This window comes from Bradyrhizobium altum, assembly GCF_020889705.1.
GTDB classification, from domain to species: Bacteria; Pseudomonadota; Alphaproteobacteria; order Rhizobiales; family Xanthobacteraceae; genus Bradyrhizobium; species Bradyrhizobium altum.
Genome location: NZ_JACMYP010000465.1, coordinates 1 through 3,403 on the forward strand (window position 1 = coordinate 1; position 3,403 = coordinate 3,403).

A 3,403-nucleotide genomic window follows, 5' to 3' on the forward strand; every position below is an offset into this window, starting at 1 on the left:
CCAGTCTCAGCGCGAGCTGCCCGGGCGGCGGCACCAGCGACGGATCGACGACGCCGAACACGCCCTCGCGCGCAAACACGAAACCGGCGCGGGCAAGGCGCGCGATGTGGGTCAGTGCAGAGATCACAAACGCCAGCCCGAATGCAGCGCCACGATGCCGCCGGAGAGGCTCTGCCACTTCACGCGCGCAAAGCCGGCGGCGCCGATCATTTCGGCGAACGCGTTCGGCCGCGGGAATTTGCGGATCGACTCGACGAGATATTGATAGGACTCGGCGTCGCCGGTGACGGCGCGGCCGAGCGGCGGGATCACCTTGAAGGAGAACAGGTCGTAGATCCGGTCGAGGCCGGGCACATCGACGGTGGAGAATTCCAGGCACAGGAAGCGGCTGCCGGGCTTGAGCACCCGATAGGCCTCGCGCAGCGCGAGGTCGATCTGCGGCACGTTGCGGATGCCGAACGCGATGGTGTAGGCGTCGAACGCGCGATCGGCGAAACCCAACGCCTCGGCATTGCCCTCGACGAACGACACGCGGTCATCGAGGTGCTGCTTGGCGGCTCGCTCGCGGCCGACGGCGAGCATGTCGGTATTGATGTCGCAGACCGTGGCATGAAAGCCGGTGCCCGCGGCCTTGGCGGCCCGGAACGCGATGTCGCCGGTGCCGCCGGCGACGTCGAGCAGCGCGAACGGCCGGTCGCCCTTCGGCGGGTCGAGCGTCGTGATCATGACGTCCTTCCAGGCCCGGTGCAGGCCGACCGACATCAGATCGTTCATCAGGTCGTAGCGGGACGCCACGCTGTGAAACACCTCGTTCACCAGCGTCTGCTTCTCGCCCAGGGGCACGTCCCTGAAGCCGAAATGGGTGGTTTGGTCCGGCCGATCCATCAACTCATACTCTTATCTTTGGTCGCGTTTTCTTCACGCGAACCGGTGCCCACTTCGCTCGAAAACGCTCCAGCCGGACCATAGCGCGGCGGCCGCAATGGCGCTATCACGTCACTTCCAAAAGGTGAATGCCTGCCATGCCGGAATTACCCGAAGTCGAGACCGTCCGCCGCGGCCTGCAACCGGCCATGGAAGGGTCCAAAATCCTCAAGGCCGAGGCCCGTCGCAAGGATTTGCGGTTTCCGTTTCAAAAAGACTTTGTCGCCCGGCTCGAGGGCCAGACCATCACCGGGCTCGGCCGCCGTGCCAAATATCTGATGGCGGACCTGACCTCCGGCGACGTGCTGCTGATGCATCTGGGCATGTCGGGCTCGTTCCGCGTGCTGAAGCAGGACGGCGCGGCGGCGCCGGGGCAATTCCACCATCCGCGCAGCGAGGATCGCGCGCACGATCACGTCGTGTTCCACATGTCGTCCGGCGCGGCCGTCGTCTTCAACGATCCGCGGCGCTTCGGCTACATGAAGATCATTGCCCGCAACGCGATCGAGGACGAGCCGCTGCTGAAGGGGCTCGGACCCGAGCCGCTCGGCAACGCGTTCGACGCGGCGATGCTGGCGCGCTCCTGCCACAACAAGAAGACCAGCCTGAAGGCCGCGCTGCTCGATCAGCGCGTGGTGGCGGGACTTGGCAACATCTATGTCTGCGAGGCGCTGTTTCGCTCGCACCTGTCGCCGCGGCGATTGGCCGCGACGCTTGCAACCAGGAAGGCCGAGCCCACCGACCACGCCAATCGGCTGGTCGACGCGATCCATTCGGTGCTCAACCAGGCGATCAAGGCCGGCGGCTCCTCGATCAGCGATCATCGTTTGACCAACGGCGATCTCGGCTACTTCCAGCATTCCTTCCAGGTCTACGACCGCGAAGGCGAGACATGCCGCACGTCTGGCTGCGCGGGCATCGTCAGGCGCTTTACCCAGAACGGCCGCTCCACGTTCTGGTGCCCGAAGTGCCAGAAATAACATGTTCGAGACGCCACGCATCGAGACGCGGCGCCTGATCCTGCGGCCGCTTGCGCTGTCGGATGCCGCAGCGATTCAATATCACTTCAACAATTGGAATGTGATCAAGACCCTCGCCACGGTGGTGCCGTGGCCGTATCCCGACGACGGCGCGGAAAGCTTCATCAAGCGAGAGCTGGATAAGATCACGGCCGGCGAGGAAAGCTATCAATGGGTGCTGGTGTTGCGCACCAGTAATGGCGAGGCGATCGGCAACATCAATTTCCGGCCGCGCGCCGACGGCCGCAAGGGCAATCGCGGGTTCTGGCTGGCCGAGCCTTACTGGAATTGCGGCCTCATGACCGAGGCGATCGCCGCGGTGAATGACTTCGCCTTCCTGACGCTCGGCCTCGATCACTTCCATGTCTGCAACGCGCTGTCCAACGCCGCCTCGCGCCGGGTCAAGCAGAAGACCGGAGCCGAATTTGTCGGCTTCGTCGAACTTCCGCACCACAATGGCGAATCCAGAGCGGAGAAGTGGAAGGTCACGCGCGAAACCTGGCTGCGCGATCGCCCGGCGACGTGACCCCGGTTGCGAATGCCGCCGTGGGGAAATTCGCGGCGGCTTGACCGCGCTTGCGAGGCCGCAGAACATGGGTCCCATCGCTCCATCAACAACGAGAACACAATGGCGATGAACGGCAATTGGCGCGATCGCGCCGCGACAAGCTTTCAGTGCGAGAAGCAGCCGGCCACCAGTAGCCGTGGCATGGTGGTGAGCAATCATCCACTGGCATCGAGCGCAGGCGCCGAGATGCTCGCGGCCGGCGGCAACGCGATCGATGCGGCGATTGCCACTTTGTTCACGCTGACCGTGGTCGAGCCGATGATGGTCGGCATCATCGGCGGCGGCATGGCGCATATCCGCCTCGCCGACGGCAGCCATCGCTTCATCGACGGCCAGAGCACGGTGCCGAAGGCGGTGCGGCCGGATACCTACACCTCGAAGCCCGGTTCGGCGCATGACGTGTTCGACACCGTCGGCAACGAGAATTTGAACGGCCCGAGGGCGGTCGCGGTGCCGGGCTCGCTGAAGGCGTGGTGCGAAACCCTGCGCCGTTTCGGCACCATGAGCCTGGCCGACGTGATGCAGCCCGCGATCAAGCATGCCGCGCGCGGTTATGCGGCGACGCCTTATTTGCACGAATGCATCACCGACGGCGCCGAAGAGATGCTGAAGGACAAGCCGATCTCGGCGATCTATCTGCCCAATGGCATCCCGCTGAAGCCGGGCGAACGCGTGGTGCAGGCCGAATATGCCGAGACGCTGAAATACATCGCCGATCATGGCGACAACGCGCTCTATCAGGGACCGCTTGGCGACATCCTGGTCGACTACATGAAGAACAACGGCGGCTTCATCGCGCAGGAGGATCTCGCGACCTACAAGACCGTCGAGCGGCAGCCGATCCGCTGCGACTACCGCGGCTGGGAAATCCTCGGGCCGCCGCCGCCGGCAG

At 64.6% G+C, this 3,403-nt stretch carries 4 protein-coding genes; 3 read left to right on the forward strand and 1 reads right to left on the reverse strand.

The genetic code is table 11. The features are described from left to right. Positions 1–123: 123 nt before the first annotated feature. Entirely contained in the window at positions 124–885 is a 762-nt protein-coding gene (gene ubiE, locus H8B02_RS46260) for a bifunctional demethylmenaquinone methyltransferase/2-methoxy-6-polyprenyl-1,4-benzoquinol methylase UbiE (protein ID WP_229172366.1), read from the reverse strand. A gap of 137 nt (positions 886–1,022) precedes the next feature. Here ubiE and mutM point away from each other — a divergent pair, with 137 nt between their 5' ends. From mutM to H8B02_RS46275, 3 genes are all read left to right on the forward strand, one after another. Then, positions 1,023–1,904: a bifunctional DNA-formamidopyrimidine glycosylase/DNA-(apurinic or apyrimidinic site) lyase gene (mutM, locus tag H8B02_RS46265; protein ID WP_229172367.1), complete on the forward strand. Its 882-nt coding sequence runs from the start codon at positions 1,023–1,025 to the stop codon at positions 1,902–1,904. 1 nt (position 1,905) lies between these two features. Beyond that, on the forward strand, positions 1,906–2,469 hold the full coding sequence (locus tag H8B02_RS46270; protein WP_229172368.1) for a GNAT family N-acetyltransferase: 564 nt from the start codon (positions 1,906–1,908) through the stop codon (positions 2,467–2,469). A gap of 108 nt (positions 2,470–2,577) precedes the next feature. After that, on the forward strand, positions 2,578–3,403 hold an 826-nt coding region (locus H8B02_RS46275), incomplete at its 3' end, for a gamma-glutamyltransferase (RefSeq protein WP_312001565.1).